The organism is Archangium violaceum (assembly GCF_016859125.1).
Lineage (GTDB): Bacteria > Myxococcota > Myxococcia > Myxococcales > Myxococcaceae > Archangium > Archangium violaceum_A.
The window spans coordinates 10,869,848-10,888,112 of the sequence record NZ_CP069338.1; the positions used below are offsets into that span (position 1 = coordinate 10,869,848).

General features: G+C 66.5%; 20 protein-coding genes, 2 tRNA genes and 3 pseudogenes. 12 read left to right on the top strand and 13 right to left on the bottom strand.

Annotated features, from left to right (window positions below):
* Positions 1 to 194: 194 nt before the first annotated feature.
* Positions 195 to 764 (bottom strand): transcription elongation factor GreB, encoded by a 570-nt coding sequence (gene greB, locus JQX13_RS45875; protein ID WP_203405725.1) that lies wholly within the window; start codon positions 762 to 764, stop codon positions 195 to 197.
* Positions 765 to 952: 188 nt separating this feature from the next.
* Here greB and JQX13_RS45880 point away from each other — a divergent pair.
* A tRNA-Lys gene (locus tag JQX13_RS45880) sits at positions 953 to 1,025 on the top strand.
* Between the two features lie 11 nt (positions 1,026 to 1,036).
* Positions 1,037 to 1,109, top strand: a tRNA-Glu gene (locus JQX13_RS45885).
* Positions 1,110 to 1,294: 185 nt separating this feature from the next.
* On the opposite strand, the pseudogene JQX13_RS56645 reads toward JQX13_RS45885, so the two are convergent.
* Both JQX13_RS56645 and JQX13_RS45895 read right to left on the bottom strand, forming a co-directional pair.
* Positions 1,295 to 1,828 (bottom strand): annotated as a pseudogene (locus JQX13_RS56645) (tyrosine-type recombinase/integrase); the annotation flags it as partial.
* A 103-nt stretch (positions 1,829 to 1,931) separates the two neighbouring features.
* A complete protein-coding gene (locus JQX13_RS45895) occupies positions 1,932 to 2,813 on the bottom strand; it encodes a LysR family transcriptional regulator (RefSeq protein ID WP_203405726.1) in 882 nt (293 codons plus the stop codon).
* Positions 2,814 to 2,887: 74 nt separating this feature from the next.
* Here JQX13_RS45895 and JQX13_RS45900 point away from each other — a divergent pair, with 74 nt between their 5' ends.
* The 4 genes and pseudogenes from JQX13_RS45900 (at position 2,888) to JQX13_RS45915 (ending at position 5,733) form a co-directional block, all read left to right on the top strand.
* Positions 2,888 to 3,877, top strand: coding sequence for an NAD(P)-dependent alcohol dehydrogenase (locus tag JQX13_RS45900; RefSeq protein ID WP_239014255.1), 990 nt, complete (start codon positions 2,888 to 2,890; stop codon positions 3,875 to 3,877).
* Positions 3,878 to 4,035: 158 nt separating this feature from the next.
* On the top strand, positions 4,036 to 4,662 hold the full coding sequence (locus tag JQX13_RS45905) for a hypothetical protein (RefSeq protein WP_203405727.1): 627 nt from the start codon (positions 4,036 to 4,038) through the stop codon (positions 4,660 to 4,662).
* Positions 4,544 to 4,979: pseudogene (locus JQX13_RS54905) on the top strand (DUF6310 domain-containing protein). Before JQX13_RS45905 ends, JQX13_RS54905 begins: the two are co-directional and overlap by 119 nt.
* 1 nt (position 4,980) lies before the next feature.
* On the top strand, positions 4,981 to 5,733 hold the full coding sequence (locus JQX13_RS45915) for a DUF5953 family protein (protein ID WP_203405728.1): 753 nt from the start codon (positions 4,981 to 4,983) through the stop codon (positions 5,731 to 5,733).
* A 99-nt stretch (positions 5,734 to 5,832) separates the two neighbouring features.
* On the opposite strand, the gene JQX13_RS54910 is transcribed toward JQX13_RS45915, so the two are convergent.
* Positions 5,833 to 5,946: an ATP-binding protein gene (locus JQX13_RS54910; protein WP_343211160.1), complete on the bottom strand. Its 114-nt coding sequence runs from the start codon at positions 5,944 to 5,946 to the stop codon at positions 5,833 to 5,835.
* Here JQX13_RS54910 and JQX13_RS45920 point away from each other — a divergent pair.
* Entirely contained in the window at positions 5,923 to 6,585 is a 663-nt protein-coding gene (locus JQX13_RS45920; protein WP_203405729.1) for a YcaO-like family protein, read from the top strand. The genes JQX13_RS54910 and JQX13_RS45920 overlap by 24 nt on opposite strands.
* Before the next feature lie 188 nt (positions 6,586 to 6,773).
* The gene (locus JQX13_RS45925) at positions 6,774 to 7,286 is read left to right on the top strand and encodes a TfuA-like protein (RefSeq protein WP_239014256.1); all 513 of its coding nucleotides are present in this window, start codon (positions 6,774 to 6,776) and stop codon (positions 7,284 to 7,286) included.
* On the opposite strand, the gene JQX13_RS45930 is transcribed toward JQX13_RS45925, so the two are convergent.
* Complete coding sequence (locus JQX13_RS45930) at positions 7,219 to 8,130, bottom strand: AraC family transcriptional regulator (RefSeq protein ID WP_203405731.1); 912 nt, start codon at positions 8,128 to 8,130, stop codon at positions 7,219 to 7,221. The genes JQX13_RS45925 and JQX13_RS45930 overlap by 68 nt on opposite strands.
* A 99-nt stretch (positions 8,131 to 8,229) precedes the next feature.
* Here JQX13_RS45930 and JQX13_RS45935 point away from each other — a divergent pair, with 99 nt between their 5' ends.
* Complete coding sequence (locus JQX13_RS45935) at positions 8,230 to 8,988, top strand: SDR family oxidoreductase (RefSeq protein ID WP_203405732.1); 759 nt, start codon at positions 8,230 to 8,232, stop codon at positions 8,986 to 8,988.
* A 75-nt stretch (positions 8,989 to 9,063) separates the two neighbouring features.
* Here the strand turns inward: JQX13_RS45935 and JQX13_RS45940 are convergent, their stop codons facing one another.
* Both JQX13_RS45940 and JQX13_RS45945 read right to left on the bottom strand, forming a co-directional pair.
* Positions 9,064 to 9,519, bottom strand: a complete 456-nt coding sequence (locus JQX13_RS45940) for a hypothetical protein (RefSeq protein WP_203405733.1) — start codon at positions 9,517 to 9,519, stop codon at positions 9,064 to 9,066.
* Between the two features lie 208 nt (positions 9,520 to 9,727).
* Positions 9,728 to 10,672 carry an NAD-dependent epimerase/dehydratase family protein gene (locus tag JQX13_RS45945; RefSeq protein WP_203405734.1) on the bottom strand — a complete coding sequence of 315 codons (945 nt, stop codon included), beginning with the start codon at positions 10,670 to 10,672 and terminating at the stop codon, positions 9,728 to 9,730.
* A 105-nt stretch (positions 10,673 to 10,777) separates the two neighbouring features.
* Here JQX13_RS45945 and JQX13_RS45950 point away from each other — a divergent pair, with 105 nt between their 5' ends.
* On the top strand, positions 10,778 to 11,707 hold the full coding sequence (locus JQX13_RS45950; protein ID WP_203405735.1) for an AraC family transcriptional regulator: 930 nt from the start codon (positions 10,778 to 10,780) through the stop codon (positions 11,705 to 11,707).
* 136 nt (positions 11,708 to 11,843) lie between these two features.
* Here the strand turns inward: JQX13_RS45950 and JQX13_RS45955 are convergent, their stop codons facing one another.
* The 5 genes and pseudogenes from JQX13_RS45955 to JQX13_RS45975 form a co-directional block, all read right to left on the bottom strand.
* Positions 11,844 to 12,206: an Imm52 family immunity protein gene (locus JQX13_RS45955; RefSeq protein WP_203405736.1), complete on the bottom strand. Its 363-nt coding sequence runs from the start codon at positions 12,204 to 12,206 to the stop codon at positions 11,844 to 11,846.
* Entirely contained in the window at positions 12,191 to 12,802 is a 612-nt protein-coding gene (locus JQX13_RS45960; protein ID WP_203405737.1) for a hypothetical protein, read from the bottom strand. The genes JQX13_RS45955 and JQX13_RS45960 overlap by 16 nt, the downstream gene beginning before the upstream one ends.
* A 12-nt stretch (positions 12,803 to 12,814) precedes the next feature.
* Positions 12,815 to 14,462: pseudogene (sitA5, locus tag JQX13_RS45965) on the bottom strand (SitA5 family polymorphic toxin).
* 295 nt (positions 14,463 to 14,757) lie between these two features.
* A complete protein-coding gene (locus JQX13_RS45970; RefSeq protein ID WP_203405738.1) occupies positions 14,758 to 14,925 on the bottom strand; it encodes a hypothetical protein in 168 nt (55 codons plus the stop codon).
* Between the two features lie 381 nt (positions 14,926 to 15,306).
* Entirely contained in the window at positions 15,307 to 16,521 is a 1,215-nt protein-coding gene (locus tag JQX13_RS45975; RefSeq protein ID WP_203405739.1) for an ISAzo13 family transposase, read from the bottom strand.
* 240 nt (positions 16,522 to 16,761) lie between these two features.
* Between JQX13_RS45975 and JQX13_RS45980 the strand changes: the two genes are divergently transcribed.
* A complete protein-coding gene (locus tag JQX13_RS45980) occupies positions 16,762 to 17,343 on the top strand; it encodes a molybdopterin cofactor-binding domain-containing protein (RefSeq protein ID WP_203405740.1) in 582 nt (193 codons plus the stop codon).
* Positions 17,300 to 17,740, top strand: a complete 441-nt coding sequence (locus tag JQX13_RS45985; RefSeq protein ID WP_203405741.1) for a (2Fe-2S)-binding protein — start codon at positions 17,300 to 17,302, stop codon at positions 17,738 to 17,740. Before JQX13_RS45980 ends, JQX13_RS45985 begins: the two co-directional genes overlap by 44 nt.
* On the opposite strand, the gene JQX13_RS45990 is transcribed toward JQX13_RS45985, so the two are convergent.
* A complete protein-coding gene (locus tag JQX13_RS45990) occupies positions 17,729 to 18,229 on the bottom strand; it encodes a MarR family winged helix-turn-helix transcriptional regulator (RefSeq protein ID WP_203405742.1) in 501 nt (166 codons plus the stop codon). The two genes, JQX13_RS45985 and JQX13_RS45990, sit on opposite strands and share 12 nt — an antisense overlap.
* Positions 18,230 to 18,265 lie beyond the last annotated feature (36 nt).

Consider the following 18,265-nt stretch of genomic DNA (forward strand, 5'->3'; position numbering starts at 1 on the left):
CAAGCAGCCCTCCGGGGCCACTTGTGGAGGCCTACTTCGGATCAACGCACACGCTAACCACCAGAGTCCCGGGAGGCGCCTGGACGCGGGATCACTGGATCCCGCCCATTATGAACCCTCGGGGCACCCGAGTGTCACCCGATCGACACCTCACAGCGCCGGGAGGGGGCGCACAGGCGAGGGTCCACCTGTCGCTACATGTAGCGGATCTGGACGAGGGTGTACTCGATCTCCCCCCGAGGGCGGATGACCTCGACGGTGTCCCCGATCTTCTTGCGCAGCAGGGCTCGCGCGATGGGCGACTCCACGCTGATCCGCCCACCCGCGGTGTCGATCTCGTCCGAGCCGACGATCTGATAGGTGACCCGGGCGCCGTCCTCGTCCTCGAGCGTCACGGTGGCACCGAAGTAGACGCGCTCGGTGTCGCTCTGCTCCGAGGGATCGACGATGGTGGCCGTGTCCAGGCGCTTCTGGAGGAAACGGATGCGCCGGTCGATCTCCCGGAGGCGCTTCTTTCCGAAGATGTACTCGGCGTTCTCCGAGCGGTCGCCCTGGGCGGCGGCGGCGGACACCTCGGCGGTGACCTTGGGCCGCTCCTCGTTGAGCAGGCGCAGCAGTTCCTTGTGCATGCGCTCGGCCCCTGCCCGAGTGAGGTAGCGCCGGTGGCCGGAGGGCTTTTCCTCCTCTTCTTCCTCCCCTCCCTCCAACTCCAACTCGTCGTTCTCCTCAGGGGCTTCCTGGGAATTCCGGGTGTCTCGACGCATGGCTTCTGTATAGCGCCTCCTGCGAGCCGGGACAGGAAGGAGCCACGGGGGGAGAGGCTGTTTGAACGGAGGGTGTCAGGTGACAGGGGGCACGATCGCCAGTAGAAGTCCGGAACGAGTGCTGGTAGAGAGCGCTCGAACGCCGGGGGGTTGCGGATTCCGGCGAGCCGCCCAAAAAAGAATAGTGCGAGTCGCTAGCTCAGCTGGTAGAGCACCGGCCTTTTAAGCCGAGGGTCGGGGGTTCGAGCCCCCCGCGACTCACAGAGGTAGAGGTCCCCGTCGTCTAGAGGCCCAGGACGCTGGCCTTTCAAGCCGGTAACACGGGTTCGAATCCCGTCGGGGACACACAAGCCGAGGCCGGAAGCCGCTGAGCAATCAGGGGTTTCCGGCCTCGGTGTTTTCGGGCTCCTGCACGTCTCCAGAATGTCTCCAAATTGGAGACGTATCCCGCCCTTCCTCTTCTCCCCCTTCCCCAGGTGCATGTAGCGCATCGTGGTGCGGAGGCTGCGGTGGCCCGCCAGCTCCTTGATCGAGAGAGGCGGCACGCCCCGCATGGCCAGGTGGCTACAGAAGGTGTGGCGGAGGATGTGGAGCGCTCCCGTCACCTTCAGCCCGGCCCGCTTCTGCGCTGCGGACATCCAGCTCCGCACCGTCTGCTGGGACGCCGGCGTCCCATCCTCGCGATAGAGTACCCGCTCACCTCGGAGGTGATGGGCACGCACGAGCGCCGAGGCCAGAGCGCGTGTCAGCGGCACCTCACGGGGCCGCCCGCCCTTGGGGAGATTGACGTGCCCCTTCCAGTCCGAGCGCTGCACCTTGAGCAGCCCGCGCTTGAGGTCCACGTCGCTCCACTCCAGCGCGATCATCTCGCCCATGCGGAGGCCCGCGTCACCGCCGAGCAGCACCACGAGCTGCTGCGCCGGTCCGAGCTTCTCGGCGGCCTGCACCAGTCGCTCGTAGTCCTCCACCTCGTAGAAGTCGACGGTACTGTCCGCCGCCTTGAGGTGCTCGACCTCCACCGGTATCCGGTCGATGACCTTCCACTTCACCGCGACCTTCAACATCGTCGAGAGCGTGGAGAGGCAGTTGTTCTGGATGTGACCAGGCTGAACATCCGGCACTTCGACGGGAAGAGCCGCCAGGCACGGCTTGTCCGATGTCCGCGGCCTATGCGCTCCCCTCAAGTGTGCGCTGATGGGGTTTGAAGGCGTCGTAGACGTGGTCCATGAAGGCACGAATACGCCTGTTGTTGCGAAGCTCGGGCAACGTCAGCACCCAGAGATCGCGCGCCTCTTCGGAGAGGCGCGCACCCACGCGCACCAGCCCTGGATCGGCATCGCCGTCGAAGCACGCCAGGAAGGTGACGCCCATGCCGGCGGAGAGCGCGCGCCGGCGGACCGCGAAGTCGTCGGAGCGCAGCGACACCCTGGCCCCCGGCGCGTTCCGGGCCAGCCATCCATCGAGCCAACGCCCATCGGAGCGCTCGTCCGAATGCAGCCACGGAAAATCCGCGAGGGTGGCACCAGGGCCCATCCGATCCACGAGTGAACGCGCGGCGTAGGCCTCGAACTGCATTCGACCGACGCGGCGGCCCACCAGGCCCTCCGCCGGATTGTTGCCCAGACGCAGCGCCACATCGGCCTCGCGGCGAATGAGCGACACCTGCTCATTGGTCACGCCGAGGGTCACCTCCACCCCCGGATAGCGCTGGATAAAGCTGGAAAACACCTCGGGAAAACCCGCGAACAGGAAGTCCACCGTCGAGACCCGCAGCCGGCCGCGGAGCTCGGCGTCACGGCCCAGAAGCCGCCCCTCGGTCACGTGGATCTCCGCCTCCAGCCGCGCCGCGGTCTCGGCCAGCTCGTCGCCGGCGGCCGTGGCCGCGAAGCCTTCTTCGGTGCGGTCGAAGAGCCGGACGCCCAGCCGATCCTCGGCCTCCTTCAGGCGCCGCCCGACGGTGGTCCGGGAGACCCCGAGGGTGGCGGCGGCGCCGGACAACGTCTTCTCGCGGTGGATCGCCAGCACGTAGCGAAGGTCGTCCCAGTCCATGCGCACATTTTTGCACGCCGACATCCCGAAATCATGCGTGGGGCGCCAGTTTCCGCACGCGTAGGGTGGTCCTCATGCGAACCATCTTGCAGAGCGGTTACGGAGAGCCTGAACGCGTCCTGGTGCAGGGCGAGAGCGACATCCCCACGCCGGGCGACGGCGAAGTCCTCGTCCGTGTGCACGCGACGTCGGTGAACACGCCGGACTGCATCGCCACCCTCGGAGTTCCCTACGCGCTGCGCCTGGTGTCCGGCCTCCGTGCGCCCAGGTCGCCGGTCCGCGGCTCGGACGTGGCCGGCGTCGTGGAAGCGGTGGGCGCCCACGTGACCGGCTTCGCACCCGGCGACGCCGTGTTCGGCTCGGTGTGGACGGGAGGTTACAAGCGCGGCGCTCCCGGGACCTTCTGCGAATACACCGTGGTCCCGGCGACACAACTGGCGCACAAGCCGGCGCAGCTCAGCTTCGAGGAAGCCGCCGGGGCGGTGATGTCGGGCGTGACGGCGCTGGTGGCCATGCGCGATGTCGCTCGCGTCCGCGCGGGTCAGCAGGTGCTCGTCAACGGTGCCTCCGGTGGCCTGGGGACGTTCGCCGTGCAGATCGCCAGGGCCTTGGGTGCCAGGGTCACGGGCGTGTGCAGCACGAGGAACGTCGAGCTGGTGCGTTCGCTCGGGGCCTCCCACGTCATCGACTACACGCGGACGAGCTACCCGGAGCAGGACGCGCGCTACGACGTCGTGATGGACAACGTGATGAACCACCCTCCGTCGGTCTCGGCGCGCGTCCTCACCGCGAATGGAGTGTTGCTGCCCAACAGCATCGGCACCCACAAGTGGCTGGGAACGCTGCCCAGCATGGCGTTCGGGGCGCTCTTCAAGTCCAGGCAGTGGCGCACGATTCAATTCGTCCCGTCACGCAAGAACCTCGAGGACATCGGCGCGCTGATTCAATCGGGCGCCGTGAAGGTCGTGATCGACAGGACCTATCCGCTCGCGCACGCCGGCCAGGCCGTGGCGCACATGGTGAGCAGGCGCGCGCGCGGACAGATCGTGATCAGCGCCATGTAGGCAACGGCGAGCAGGCGTCCCCCCTTCTGTGCACTGGGATGGAGGGTCGTCCAGGAGGGCCGCGCGACACGCATTGGACGGCGCAGGAGGGCAGGCCCCCCTCCCCTGCGCAGGCGACCGGTCGCCTTGGGCTGTGCCAGAGAGTGCATCCCTCAGCCGTGCGTCAACTCCCACAGCGCCTGCTGCTCTGGCCCCCTGGCAGGTGCCTGGGGTGGGGGCAGCTCGAGCAGGTGCAGGTGGCGAAGAATGCGCCGGATGACGCTGCCCTGGGTGAGCTACGCCAACACCCGGCGCCTGCCGCCACACCTCACGCAGGCGAACACGTCGAGCCGCGTCAGTGGGAACAGTTGGACCGCAAGCTCACCGCAGCGGAACGGGCCTTCGAGCGCTTCTCCCGCGCCGCGAGGACGAGCGGGCAAGCCGCAGAGGTGGCGAGGGGAGCCGAGGGCCTCGCGCAGGCTGGACGCGCCGGGACGTTGGCTGAAGGGCTCCCCCGAGTGGGCCCGTTGCTCGCGGTCCTCGTCCTGCTCTATCCCTCCAGCACCGCCGGGCCGGAGATCGACCGTCGCCCGCCCTGGGTCGACGCTCAACGGGAGTTCGAGGCACGGCTGCGGGACGTCTCGGAGTCCTCGCGGCAGCTCATGGTGGAACTTGAGGCCCAGCCTCGTGCGACGAAAGCACCGGCACGGGAGCCCTCGCCCCAGAAGCAGCTCGCGTCCGCCCTCGTGGAGGAAGACGACCCGAGATGCACGCCCCCCCTTGCCGCGCCACCTTGGTGGGCATGACCCGCACAACGAATGCGCCGACAGGATGCCGGGCAACACCTTCCCTGGGGGATGTGTACGTGAATGGGAAGAGCTTCGACGCGCTGCAACTGGCCACGCGTACACTCTGGGAGGTCAAGACGGATGACTTTGGCAAGCACTCACCTCACTCGCAGAGATTCTTCATCAAAATGAAATTGAGCGAGATACAGCGCGAGGCCAAGCTTGCCAAGGAATGTGGGTATGACTTCATTGTTGGCGTGCGCAGTGAAGCTCACAAGACAGCATTGCTATTCGCGGATCGCTCCCTCAAAGTCGTCGTCATGGACTGGTGCTGAAATGACGTCTAGTCACAATGAGCTTGGCATCATCGTCTATGCGCCTGCACTCGTGGGCTCCGATATGCGGCCTCTCACCATCATCTATGGGATGGAACGTGCGCTTCCGGGCTTGCGCCTGGGATGGACGACTTCCGAAAAGGAAGACTTTATTGCATTGCCTCGCCGCGATGAGTGGGTCGCGGCAAACAGAACAGACGGCGGGTTTCCGTTCCTCTGCAACAACGACGATAACCACCTCGTGACGATTGCTGGTTGGGAAAACCCGAACGGTCTTGCAGCAGGCAGCCCGCCGCACTTTGAAGTCCATGCGGACCTGCCGCTAGACGCAGCCGGCATCGCGGCAGCAGTGGATGTGCTGGAAGCCGTAGCGGAGGGCGCACGCGCGTTCTGGGGGCACGCGACGCCGTTCAACGCGGGTGTGGAGATCGCACAGCAGACGAATCCCACGTTGGAAGGGCCTCCACGTCCACCACGCGGGCTGCCAGCGCTCAAACTCCCCGACAAGATCCGCTTGCCAGAGATCCCACATTATCTGGGGTGGCTGAACTACTGGTCGGCTGCTGCCGCACGGGCCATCGGCTTTCCGGACCCCGCCCGCGACGCCGAGCTGCGCTCGCGGCGCACGGCGTCGGCTGGGTGGGTTGTGCAGCTCACCGATGCGCCGCTCGACCTGGACAACCCCGCGCACCTGGACGCGCTCAAACGGGCCTACGATCGCTTCCCGGAGATCGGCGGGCGCGCAACCCCCTGAGGCTTTCGGGCTCTGTTGGCGTTCACGAAGAAGCGCGGAAATTTGGACCGGGAAGCCGGAGGTGTGCCGGGGGTCCGGCATCCCGGTCCGAGGTGAGGCTCAGCGCTTGGACTTCGCCTTCCTGGTCGTCGCGGCCTCCTCGGCCTCGCGGCGGCGGTAGCTTTCGCCTTCAATAGCGAGGACGTCCGCGTGGTGGATGACGCGGTCAATCAGCGCGGTGTCGCCTGCGCCTTGGAGGCGGCGGCTCGTGGTTGTCCCATCTCACGAGTGGACCCGGCCAGTGTGGACGCGGCCGTACCGGCCGAGTTGATCGACCGACTCCTCGCGGCCGATGTGCTCCCGGTCATCCGCGACTGCACCAGCGACCTCGAGGTTCCGACTTTCATGGTGGACCTCCATGATCTTCGTGAGCGGCACGTGGGTGTCTATCGCGGGTATGGTGCCCACCTCGACCCGGCGGTGGCTCTGACCCGCGCCCTGACGGAGGCGGCGCAAAGCCGACTCGTCTTCATTAGCGGTTCTCGAGATGACCACTTCGCCGAGGATTTGTCGCGCCTGCGCCGCCTGGACGATGCCGCCGCTCTGGCGCGGGCTCGTGCGCTCCCTCCCAGGTCGGTGGAGTTCGCGGCCCTGCGGAATGGCTCCACGGGCAGCCTCGAAGGAGACCTGACCCGGCTTCTCGAGAGGCTGGCCGCACATGCGCTCACGCAGGTTCTACGCGTGGACCTCTCCACCGCGGAGATGCCAGTGAGCGTGGTGCGGATCCTGGTACCCGGACTGGAAGGGTATCGGTTCGATAGCTACAAGCCGGGCCCGCGGGCTCGCCGAGCCATGGAGAGGGGAGCGCGATGAAGAAAATCGTTTTCTTGGGTCCCTCTCTTCCGCTTGAGGTGGCGCGAGCGCTTCTGCCGGACGCACTGTTCCTTCCACCCGTGGCACAGGGGGAACTTGTATCGGCACTCGTCCAACATCAGCCACGTGCGATTGGGATCATCGACGGCGTGTTCAAGGGGACTCTCTCTGTCTGGCACAAGGAGATCTTGTATGCCCTTGGGCAGGACGTCATCGTCCTGGGCGCGTCCAGCATGGGGGCGCTGCGTGCGGCCGAGCTGCACCCCCATGGGATGGTAGGGGTTGGCCGCATCTTCGAAGCGTACCTCGAGGGAAGGCTCAGCGCGGATGACGAGGTCGCGCTGCTTCATGGCCCAGCGGAGCTGGGGTTCCGGCCGCTCACGTTGCCGCTCGTCAACATCCGAGCCACGCTGGACGCGTCACCCCTGGATGCCGGGCTGCGAGGCCTGCTGCTGGCCACGGCCACGCGGCTCCCCTTCGAGGAGCGGACACCCTCTTCGAGGTCGTCGAGCCAGTACGCGGCATGGCGGGATCCGTCCAGTGTCGGCTTGAAGCCGTACGGCCGCCGCCGGCCCGGCAGTCCCGCCGCCGCTGCTGCGTCCGCCTGGCCGAGCCGGCGCGCCACCGCCCAGCTCACGGGTGTCGCGGTTCCGCCTGCTCCCGCGCGTAATGCGTTGGCGGCAGTCCGACGTGGCGAGTGAAGGCAACGCTGAAGGTGCTCGCGGAGCTGTAGCCGACCTGCTCCGCGACCTCGGCGACAGTGACTTCCTTGCGCCGCAGCAGGTCCTTCGCCAAGGCCATGCGCCAGCCGAGCAGGTACTCCATCGGGGTAACGCCCACCGCGCGACTGAAGCGCTCGAAGAACGCCGAACGGGACAGCGCGGCCTCTTTCGCCAACTGCGCGACAGTCCACGCCTGGGTCGGGCTCTCGTGCATCCGTCGTAGCGCGACGGCAATGCGCTCGTCGGCGAGCCCGCGCAGGAGGCCCGGCGACGCCGCGGTGCCCGCCATGGAGCGGAGGGCTTCGATGAGAAGAACCTCGAGGAGGCGGGCGAGGATGACGTCGCGCGCGGGCCGCCGTTCGCGGGACTCCTCTCTCACGAGCTCCACGAGGGTGGAGAGCCTCCGCTCGCCGCGAACGTGCACGAACCGCGGAAGGAGCGAGACGAGCAAGCTCGCGTCCGGGGAAGCGAAGACGCAGTAACCCACCAGCATTCGAACATCGGGCGGGCCACTCGAGTCGCCGTGTCTGACTTCGCCATCGGGCAACACGACGTGCGCGGTGTCGCGCCGCCCCCTCGGCGGCTCCAGGCTCGACGCCGTGAAGTCGAACGCCGACGGGATCAAGACGAAGTCCCCCTTCTCCAGAATCACCGGCTCGCGTCCGTCGACCGCAAGGCGGCTCGCACCCTCGAGGACCGCGCAATAGAAGGGCCTCCCGGTTTCCGCGCGCCGAACGCTCCACCGGCCCGCACCGCTGACGAGCTTCGAGTACGGGGCGCCCGGCTGGAGCAGCGTGACCACTTCCGCGAGCGGATCGACCATGACCGGACTCCTGCAAACGAGATACGGACTTCCTGTTGTAGCACGTTCGGTCTCCCCTCCCTATCGTCTGGGACAGAAACCACCCCGACAGGAGCTGTCATGAAGACGATCTTGATCACCGGATGCTCGTCCGGATTCGGCCTCGAAACCGCCCGCTACTTCCTCGCGCGCGGCTGGAAGGTCATCGCCACGATGCGCACGCCGCGCGAGGGCGTGTTGCCCCGGTCCGAGCATCTGCGCGTGCTCGCGCTCGACGTCACCGACCCGCGGAGCATTCGCGAAATGGTGGAGGCCGCCGGACCGATCGACGTGCTGGTGAACAACGCGGGCGTCGGCCTGCTGAGTGTCTTCGAGGGCACTTCGATGGAAACGGTCCGCGCCACCTTCGAAACGAACACGTTCGGTGTGATGGCCGTGACCCAGGCGTTCCTGCCCCGGTTCAGGCAACGGAAGGCGGGTGTCATCGTGAACGTCTCGTCGAGCACGACGCTGAAGTCGCTCCCGATGCTTGCCGTGTACACCGCGAGCAAAGCCGCGCTCAACGCGTTCACCGAGTCGCTCGCGCTGGAGCTCCAGCCCTTCAATGTGCGGGTGAGCCTCGTGATTCCGGGGCAGTCCCCGGAGACGCCCTTCTCTCAAAACGCACAGGCCCTGATGCGGAAGCAGGGCGTCGCCATTCCCGAGGCGTACTCCGACTTCGCGCGGAGCGTCTTCGAGAGAATCACGGAGCGGCGCTCGGGGCCGTTCACCCGGTCGCTCGACGTGGCGGAAGTGATCTGGCGCGCGGTGAACGATCCGGCGTGCCCGATACGCCAGCCAGCCGGCGTGGACGCCGTGGAGCTGGCCAGGTCGAACTGAGCCCAGGGGGCGCGCCCTCTCAGGGCCAGGCTCGGTAGGGCATGCCGGATGTGCGGGCCGCGGTGGATGTTGGTGTCACTTCACGCTGCCGCTGCTGCCGCCCATCATCCTCGTGGGAGACTTCTGGAGGATCTCCTCCGTCTTCGGGTCCGGCCGGGGCCGCGAAGCGAACACGACGACCACCCGCTTCAGCGAGGCCTCTCCCGCGTCCACCACCGCCACCCCCAGGTCCGAGGTGGCCCGGTCCAGCAGCACCGCGGGACGCGGCAGCCCCAGCACGTCCGGAAGCTCGTACACCGTCGCGGACGCGGTCGTCGCCTTCGGCAGCGCCTTGAGGATGCGCTCGTACACCGCCACGTCCGTGACTTCACCGGGCCCCTGGGCGCTCCGGGCCACCTCCGCCGCCAGCGCCTCCAGCTCCGGGCTCCGGCGGAGCGCGGGCAGTTGCTTCGTGCGCAGCCGCTCCAGCACGCGGTAGGTCTTCTCGACCGTGCCACCGGAAGGCGGCGCCCCCGGCGTGTCGAGGGTCATCACCTCCACGAGGAGTGAGCCTGCCCCGATTTTGTGGACACACCCAATAAGTCGGCTACACGGGAGGTAGTGTCCATGGAGCGACACGAACAGCCGCTGCTCTGAGATTCCAGCCCTCATCGAGCAGGCGCAGGATGCGGATGCGACGCCAGCGTAGCTGATGAAGATCGGGTGGATGCGTGCGCGTGGACCGCGTCCGGGCCGTTGCTCAACGCGCGTTGCCCGCGCGCAGCCACGCGATGTAGTCCTCGGCCGCGCGCTGGGTGCCATAGGCGGGCTGGTAGCCGGTGTCTTGCTGAAGGCGGCTGATGTCGAGGTAGTTGTGCGGGGTCGGCTTGCCGGTGGGGAGCTCGAGCTGTGCGTCGGGAACGACGGTCCTGATCGCGGCGACGACCTCGGCATTCGTCGTCGCACGGCCAGACGCGACGTTGTACGTGCGGTAGTTCAGACGGTCTGCGAGCTGAAGGAGCGCGATGGCGCGACCGGTGTCCTTGACGTAGCAGAGGTCAAGCGCGTTTCCTGCATAGGCGGGGATGACGAGTCGGGACAGATCCGGCTTCGTGCCACGGGCCGCCGCGTGGATGAGCGCGGGCGCGGGGAAGAACGGATCGTCGTGACCGACTGGGCCCCAGGTGCCGGAGATCCGGTAGTTGACGATCTCGATGCCGGTGGCGCCAGACAGGTGTTCGTTGAGCAGTTCGCCGATCTTCTTGAACGTTGGGATCAGGTGTGGAGCCGACATCGGCAGCGGCATGTCTTCACGGAGGGCGCCTTCGCTCGCGACACCGGCGTAGACGCCGATCGTGCTCGCGACGCCCACGCGCTTGACGCCCCAGTTCTGGGCGGCCTGCACGATGTTGAGTAGGCCGCCGAGCGCCTTGCGGGTGGCGTCGACGGGCGGCTCGGACGTCGGAGGCCAGGGCATGGAGCCCGCGAGATGCACGATGCCGGTGATCTTGTGGCGAGTGCCGACGTCGAGCAGCGACGCCAGATCGGTGACGTCCCCCTGTGCCACCGCCACGGGCAGATCGGCGAGGTGAGCCGGGACCTCCCCGGTTCGGCGCTGGAAGAGCATGCACTTCTCGCCCATCTCGTGCAGCGCACGAACGGTGTGTGAACCGATGAAACCTGAACCTCCGGTAACCAAGATCATTTGTAACTCCTTCGTAGATGGTGGTCTTCAGCACCCAGACGATAGGAGGCAGAGGCAGGACGTTCTACAATAGGGAGTCCGTATTTCGTTTGCAGGAGTCCGGCCATGATCGATCCGCTTGCCGAGGTAGTCACGCTGCTCCAGCCGGGCGCTCCGTTCTCGAAGCTCGTCAGCGGTGCAGGTCGGTGGAGCGTTCGCCGCGCGGAAGCCGGGGGGCCCTTCTACTGCGCGATCCTCGATGGTGCGAGCCGCCTTGCGGTCGACGGACACGAGCCGGTGATCCTCGAGAAGGGTGACTTCGTTCTGGTCCCCTCGGTGTTCAACTTCACGGCGTCGAGCCTCGAGCCGCCGAGGGGCAAGAGCGACACCGCGTACGTCGTATTGCCCGATGGCGAAGTCAGACACGGCAATCCAGGCGGCCCTCCCGACGTTCGAATGCTGGTGGGCTACTGCGTCTTCGGTTCCCCGGATGCGAGCTTGCTGGTCTCGCTCCTCCCGCGGCTCGTGCATGTTCGAGGGGAGCGACGGCTCTCCACCCTCGTGCAGCTCGTGAGAGAGGAGTCCCGCGAACGGCGGCCCGCCCGTGATGTCATCCTGGCTCGCCTCCTTGAGGTTCTTCTCATCGAAGCCCTCCGCTCCACGGCGGGGACTGCGGCGTCGCCGGGCCTCCTGCGCGGCCTCGCCGACGAGCGCCTCTCCGCCGCGATACGACGAATGCACGAGAGCCCGACCAAGGCGTGGACGGTCGCGCAGTTGGCGAAAGAGGCGGCACTCTCTCGTTCGGCGTTTTTCGAGCGCTTCAGCCGCGCGGTGGGCGTTGCCCCGATGGAGTACCTGCTCGGCTGGCGCATGGCCCTAGCGAAGGACCTACTGCGGCGGAAGGAAATCACTGTCGCCGAGGTCGCTGAGCAAGTCGGCTACAGCTCCGCGAGCACGTTCAGCGTTGCGTTCACCCGCTACGTCGGGTTGCCGCCGACGCAGTACGTGCGGCGATCAGCGCCAGCTTTGGGCTTGCCCCAGTTACGTGGACAGTAGGGTTAAGATGCCGACTTATGAGGTGTGTCCACAAAACCGGGGCAGGCTCACTTCGAAGTCGAACGTCTTCCTCAGCAGTTCCGCCCAGTCCACTCGCGGCGTCCTCTCCTTCTTCGGCTCCTTCCTGGCCTCCGCCTCAAGCGCCACGCTCGTCTCCCCCGCTGCTCACGTGCCCGGACGCCCCGGCCGACGTGATGCCCGCCGTTACCCCGTGCGTCCCCTCCACGTATCCCGTCCAGGCGCGGAAGATGAAGCCACCTTCTGCGAAGCGGCCCTTGCTTCGCCCGAAGAACCGCGCGAAGGCCTCCCGCGTGGGCTCAAAGCCAAGTTGCAGCGACTCCTCGGCTGAACGGCCCTCCTCGTACCACCGCGAGAACGACGGATGGCACTGCGCCAGTAGCCGGAAGAACGTCTCCGCCCTCCCCGCCCACTCCTCTCTGGACTCCTCACGCCGGCGCCAGAAGGCCGTTGCCGAGTACGCCTCTACATGACGACCCATGGCACCTTCTCCAGGGCTGCGCGCAGCTCCTCTGCCGTAGTGCCCATATTCTCAGCCGCGGTATGCGCGTGCCAGGTCGATGCGACTGTGCCCTCGGGCGCATCGCATACCACCTTGATGACCGAGTCGAACGAGCCGGGCCACTCGTGCCGACCCAGCTCCGCCGCATGCCTGCGTGCGTCCATGAAGGTGAAGCACGGCCAGAGCGGCAGCCGAATTGTCTTCATGTCGCAGTTGAAGAACCGGCAGCCATCGAGTCGCGCCTCTGAAAAGTCGCAGTCCTCGATCCCTCCGATTTTCCACTTGTCGATGTCGTCCTCACGGAAGCCGAAGTCATTGCCAGCAAACCGCCCCTTGAACCGGCACCCTCTGAAGTGCATCGGTGCCCAGCGCACGTTCTTCAGCTCGCCTTTCGCCTGGATGGTGCAATCAATGAACCGGCCCGACATGGGCACGAGCCCCCGCGACGCCACGCTGATGACCACGGTGCAGTTGCGAAACGTCACGTTCGGCCCAAGCCAATAGATGGCGTGCTTCGGCAACTCCACCCGCTCGCCCTCAATTACTCGGTCCTTGAAGTGGATATTGGGAGTCACGCGGCCCTCACCTCAGAAGAAGATCATACGGAAGAAGGTGCGCGCCATCCGGCGCCCGTGCAGGGTGAAGTTGGACTTCCGTACCAGACAAAATTTCGTAGTGGTAGCTCTGCCCGTTCGGCCCTGTGACGTCCACGCCGTGCTCATTCCAGGTCAGATGCGGGAATCGACGAGACACGCGCGTCTCTACCCATCGCCCACGTGCCTGTCGCTCCAGAAGCTTCGCCCAGTGCTCCTTACCCGCCTTCCGCATCGCCTCGATGGCGGCCCGCTCCCGATCCGTCAGCTCGGCCTGAGACCACTTAGCCGCCTCCTCCCTCACGGCCGCCTGTAGCTCGTCGCCAAGCCTGTCCTCCCTCGGTATGTCCCTGTAGCTCTTGCCTCGCGGGAGGTGCCACCGCTCGCCGTTGCTGAGGATGACCTGCTTGTTACCACCGCGGTGCTGGATGGCCACGGTGCCTGAGTGCCCTCCAGATGCTCCCGAACTGCCGCTCTTCGCCAGGACGTTGATAGCCACGGGAGCCTGCCGGGAAGTGAGGACGACGAGCGCGCGGCTCTCCTCCACCACCACCTCCACTGCGGCGGCCTCCTCCATCGCCACCGCCACCGAGCCCTCCATGCCTTGTGCCGCCCACTGCGCCTGCACCTGGTTGAATCTCGGCAGCGAGCGCACATGCGCTGCCACCTCACCGAGCGTCCGCCCGCTGAGCGTGGCCACCGCGAGAATGAGGGCCCGGGCCGCGTCCGTCCCAATCACCCGGCCGAAGGACTCGCCCGCCTCGCGCAACTCGTCGAAGGTGGTGGCCTCGTGGGCCCGGTGAGCCATGGTCGCCCAGCCGTCCATGAGGCCCCACAGGGCATCCACGCCCAGCCAGGCCAGCAGCACCACCGACAGCGCGGCCGCAAGCGCCTTCGTGCTCGGCTCCGGCAGCAGCCAGAGCGCCAGATACAGGCCCGCGGCCCACACCAGCGACGAGAGAATCGTCTTCGGGCTGAGCTCGTGCCCGAGGGCCGCCCGCGTCTCGTCGAGCACCGTGCCGAAGGCCAGGGCCAGAGCCAGGGTGCGCCTGTCGTCCGTGTGCAGGTAGGGCCCATCCGTGAAGAGGCCCAGACAGTCCCCACCGCCGCGCCGCTCGCACCAGCGCAGGTACTTCTCCTTGAGCGCCGCCTCGGCCTCGGGGACGAGCGGGCCCTTGTCGTTGAAGGGCACCAGGGTGAGCACCTTGTCCCGGTACACCTCGGCGAGCAACTCCTCCTCCGGCATGGCCTGGAGGAGCCCCTGGGCTGTTTCCTGGGCCGTGCCCTTCACCTGGAGGCGCTGGCCGAGCACCTCTACCGCGCGCTGGTACTCGGCCACCGTGAGCGCCACCACGCGGGTGTTGCCGCGCGCCTGGGGGCTGTCCGCGACGACGACTACCACGGGCCCGAGCTCGCGCGGCGTTGCTCGGGCCTCCGTCGCTGGCGGCCGCCAGCGATTCACCCCGGCGAGGTGTCCTCCCATGGGGGCCTGCGTCGCGCACGCCGCATGGAGGAAGAGGACGACGAGCCCAAAGGCCCCTGCGGGTCCCCACCGCGGCGGACCCCTCGTGGCTTTTCTCTGAGCTTCAAGCCGCGTACCGCCGCCCTCCCCCACCTCAGGACTCCGGTACTCATTCGCCATGACGCTGGTCTCCCCCCAGGTAGAACAACCCTGAAGGATAGGATGCGGGACACCCAACCAGTCAGGGTGGGACACACGGGGCTGGAGTTTCAGCCGCTCCTGCTGACCGGTACTGGACGCATGACTGGAGCCACAACTCCAGCCGGCTCGCCACGACGCTCGCCCCCAGCGAGGGCCCGGAGACCACCACGCTCTCGGGCAAGACGAGTCCCTGGACCGGCAGCATGGACGCTCTCGCCGAGGGCACCGACAGGACCTTCACCGCCCGTGCCCTGGACAGAGCCGGAGTTCAGCTCTACGCGGGGCAGGCCACCAGCGTCACGCTCGCCGACGGTGAGAAGACGCCCGTCTTCATCACCCTCGACGACCTCTCGGCCTCGAGCGCCCCCCAGAGCGAGGCGCCCTCCCTCACCTCCCTCACCTCCGAGGTACGCGCCGGCGGCACCGTGGCCCTACGCGCCACCGTCCGGGATAGGAATCCGGGCGACTCGCTGCGCTTGGCCTGGAGTGGAGCGCCACCTCTGGTGCTTTCGGCACGCCCTCCGATGGTGCCATTACCTGGACGGCGCCCGCGACTGGCCCCACGTACTCGCTGGACTGCAAGGCCGTCGACTTCCAGGGCCTGAGCTCCGGCTTCACCCTGCCCCTCACCGTGCGCGCGTCGTCCACCTCCAGCACGCCCCCCCAAGTCCTGCTGCAAGCACTGCGGGAGCGGCAGCAAGCCCTGCGGCGACAGATGCATCAGCTCCAGCTACACCTGCAGGAAGCCTGCGGGCTGCGCCTGCTACTAATCCATAGGAACTAAGGAGGCTCGGAAAAATAAATGTTCCATTGTGCGTGAAATTCAAACCACGTTGGGTATGAATACGTAGTTCCATTCCCCATGGAACTTGTTCCTTTTTATTCGGAGCGACTCCATCTCATGGTTGGTTACCTTTATGCCAAGAGGGTAGTCGTCCGTATCGAGTGCTGCCTGAATGTGTAGGCCCTTTTCGGTAGTCGTGCTCCCGATGAGGTTGACGACGATCTCTCGACTCTCCAGGGGACGCCCTCTCCAGTTGTGGGTGATATGGCAGAACATCCGATGCTCTATCTTGTTCCACTTGCTCGTTCCGGGCGGTAGGTGGCTGACGCTGATTCGCAGCCCCATCTCGTCCGCCAGGTGCTGCAACTCCACTTTCCACAACCGAGCACGAGCGCTGTTGCTGCCACCGCTGTCTGCGATGATGAGCAACTCCTTCGCTCGCGCGTAGCGCTCTCGGCCCATCTCCAACCACCAGGTTCGGATGGTGGACGTGGCGAAGGCGGGCGTGTCGTGTGTCACCCCTACGCTCACCCATCCCTCATTGGCGCCCACGTCATAGACGCCGTACGGCAGGACTTTACCCAACTCCTTATCTACGAAGTCGTATACCCGAACCTCGGACGGCTTGGCTTTCGGGTGCCACTCCCTTCCTGCGTTCTTGAAGTCCCCCACCAACTCCTTTTTCTTGGCATCCACCGAGATGACAGGCTCTCCGCGCCGGTGGAAGGCCCGCACCAGCGCGTTGATGTGCTCGAATTGTGCGTTTCGGTCGGGATGCTTGCCGCCCTCACGCGTTTTGCGGTTACTCTGGAGGCTGTAGCCCGTCTGGCGCAGAAGTCTCCCCACGGTGCTGGGATCGATGGCATGGCCTCGATGACTCAACTCAGCGGCCAGTTTCACGGTGCTCTTGCAAGTCCAGCGCAAGGGCGACATCGGATCGCCGCGCGTGGCTGGCTCCACCAACACCTCGAGGTCCGACAGCAACGTTGTGTCTTTCTCTGTCGCTTTCTTCCGGCCTCCACCATGGCGGCGTGCGCGGTGGATGTCGAGAGTCACCCCCTGTTCAAGCTCTTTCAACCCCCGCCGTATTGCCGACCGGGACAGTCCTGTGGCCTTTGCCACCAAACTGATGCCTCCCCTTCCCAAGGACCTGGCCTCCGCAGCCGCCCAGCGCCGACGAACCACCTCGTTCATTCCCGCACGCAGCGCCTCGAATTTGCGTTGAACAGCCTCTATCGATGGCGTTACGTTCATCTGTCACCCGTTTGCTGAGTTCAGACACTCAACACGCCGTGTGGAACATTTATTTTTCCGAGCCTCCTAAGTTCGAGTTTCGCAGTTTTTAGAGACGGTCGAAGTCGAACGTCTTCCTCAGGAGTTCCGCCCAGTCCACTCGCGGCGTCCTCTCCATCTGCGGCTCCTTCCTGGCCGCTGCCTCAAGCGCCACGCTCTCCTCCCCCGCTCCTGCTGCTTGGGGGAGCCCATCGACGGGCTGTGCACGGGCCGGCCCAGGCCACCGCCTGGCGCTGGCTCGAGAGCAAGAACGTCGTCGCGCCCACCGCCGCCAGCGGCTTCTACGGCCGCAGCGTCTATTCGCCCTCGGGCGCCCTGGTGGCCGTGGAGGTGGATCCCACCACGGGCCGCGTCCAGGTCGTCGAGGCGCACACCTTCCTCGACGCCGGCCGCCTCATCCAGCCCGAACTCGTCATCGGTCAGTCCGAGGGCGGCCTGGCCATGGGCATCGGCTACGCGCTGCTCGAGCAGCTGCCCCTGGGCGTGGGCGGAGCGGGCGAGGGCAACTGGAACCTCAACCGCTACCGGGTGGCGCTCGCGGGAGATCTACCGCTCGGGCGGATGAAGCTGCACGTACTGCCCCCGCTGCCGCCGCCGGATGATCATCCCAAGGGGATCGCCGAGGCGGTGCTCTGCCCCATTCCCCCCCCGCCATCGCCAACGCCGTCGCCGACGCCACCCAGCGCCGCTTCCGCTCGCTGCCCATCACCCCGACCCGGATCCTGGAGGCCCTTCGCTCATGAGCGACCCCATCATCAATGTGAACCTCACGGTCAACGGTGAGACGTACGTCCACAAGGTGCCCGCCTCGCTGCCCCTCGTGGACTTCCTCCACGAGGAGGTGGGGCTGACGGGGACCAAGTTCGGCTGCGGCATCGGCGTGTGCCGCGCCTGCACCGTGGCCACGTGCCGGACGTCCCAGGCCCACCCCGTGCCCACGCTCGCGTGCTCCACGCCCGTGAGCGAGCTCAACGGCCAGTTCATCACCACCGTGGAAGGACTGGCGGGGGGGCGAGAAGATGCGCGCTCAGCCGCGAGGGCTGAGCCGCGCACCCGAGGCGGGGTGGTAGAGAATTTCCGTGGTGGCTCTCGCGCGGGCCGCGGCGGCAGGACGTCTGGCAATGGCCGCCATCTCATGCGGCGACCCGCGGCGAAGTGCGGGGCCGTATCATCTGGATGAAGGATTCCGCTCCGCGGTGATGAGTTTTGCCAGAAGATTGGAAAGTTGTTCCTGTTCGCTCTTCGTGAGGACGCTCAGGATCATCTGTTGGTTTCGTACGTGCGGGCCAATGGCGCGTTCAATCACATCCAGCCCTTTGGGCGTCAGCGCGACCAGTGTCCCACGGCGGTCGGTTGGATGCGGTCTGCGCTTGACCAACCCCGCCTTTTCCAGCCGGTCGATGCGGTTGGTCATGCTTCCGGAGGAGATCATCGCGGCATCGTATAACGCGGTTGGCGTCAGCTCATAGGGGGCGCCGCTCCGCCTCAAGGTCGCCAGGACATCGAACTCTCCAGGTTGGAGTCCGTACTCGGCGAAGAGCGGATTGAGTCGATCCTGGGCAATATGGTGCGCCGCTTCGAGCAAGCGGCCCAGCACCACCATGGGTCCCGTTTCGATATCTGGCCGTTCCCTTCGCCACTGCTCGGCCGCCTTCATCGCGCGATCCATCTTGCTCCGTCCATGTGTCTTGACATGGAGATATCT